The sequence below is a fragment of the Arthrobacter sp. 9V genome (assembly GCF_902506065.1).
In the GTDB taxonomy this organism is placed as follows: domain Bacteria; phylum Actinomycetota; class Actinomycetes; order Actinomycetales; family Micrococcaceae; genus Arthrobacter.
The window spans coordinates 1-1,062 of sequence record NZ_LR732928.1 but is presented as its reverse complement, the minus strand read 5'-3'; the positions used below and the strand labels follow the sequence as shown (position 1 = coordinate 1,062).

General features: G+C 68.9%; 2 protein-coding genes. Both read left to right on the top strand.

The window, feature by feature from the left end; all coding sequences use genetic code 11:
* On the top strand, positions 1–583 hold a 583-nt coding region (gene rplC, locus BACI9J_RS22410; RefSeq protein WP_159736623.1), incomplete at its 5' end, for a 50S ribosomal protein L3.
* Between the two features lie 2 nt (positions 584–585).
* Positions 586–1,062: 50S ribosomal protein L4 (gene rplD, locus BACI9J_RS22405; RefSeq protein WP_159736622.1), on the top strand; the 477-nt coding region annotated here is incomplete at its 3' end.

Sequence of the window (1,062 nt, the reverse complement as noted above, 5' to 3'; positions counted from 1 at the left end):
CAACAAGTTCATCCCCGTCACCGTGATCGAGGTCGGCCCGAACGTGGTCACCCAGATCCGCAACGCTGAGCGCGACGGCTACGAGGCGATCCAGATCGCCGCCGGTGCCATCGACCCGCGCAAGGTCAACAAGCCGGCCGCTGGCCACTTCGAGGCCGCTGGCGTGACCCCGCGTCGCACCCTCACCGAGATCCGTACCAACGACTCCGCTGAGTACACGCTCGGCCAGGAGCTCACCGTGGACAGCACGTTCACGGCGGGCCAGAAGGTCGACGTCGTCGGTACCTCCAAGGGCAAGGGCTTCGCCGGTGTCATGAAGCGCCACGGCTTCCACGGCGTCGGCGCCTCGCACGGTGCGCACCGCAACCACCGCAAGCCCGGCTCGATCGGTGCTTCCTCGACCCCGTCGCGTGTCTTCAAGGGCATGCGCATGGCCGGTCGTATGGGTGGCGACCGCGTGACCGTCCTCAACCTCACGGTGCACGCCGTCGACGCCGAGAAGGGTCTGCTGCTCGTCAAGGGCGCCGTCCCCGGTGCTCGTGGCCGCTCCGTCTTCGTCCGCACCGCCGTGAAGGGTAAGTGATCATGGCCACCACGACCGCAACCACGATCGACGTCCTCGACGCATCGGGTGCCAAGTCCGGCACCGTCGAGCTCCCCGCAGCTCTCTTCGACGTCGAGACCAACGTCCCGCTGATCCACCAGGTCGTCACCGCGCAGCTCGCAGCCGCGCGTCAGGGCACCCACAAGACCAAGAACCGCGGCGAAGTCCGCGGTGCCGGTCGCAAGCCGTTCAAGCAGAAGGGCACCGGCCGCGCCCGTCAGGGTTCCGTCCGTGCTCCGGAGCACACCGGCGGTGGCGTCGTCCACGGACCGACCCCGCGTGACTACTCGCAGCGCACCCCGAAGAAGATGATCGCCGCTGCTCTGCTCGGCTCGCTCTCGGACCGCGCCCGCGGTGGCCGCATCTCCGCTGTGGAGGGCTTCGTCGCGGCTGAACTGCCGTCGACCAAGGCCGCCCGCACGCTCCTCGAGCAGGTCGCGCCCGTCAAGAACGTGCTC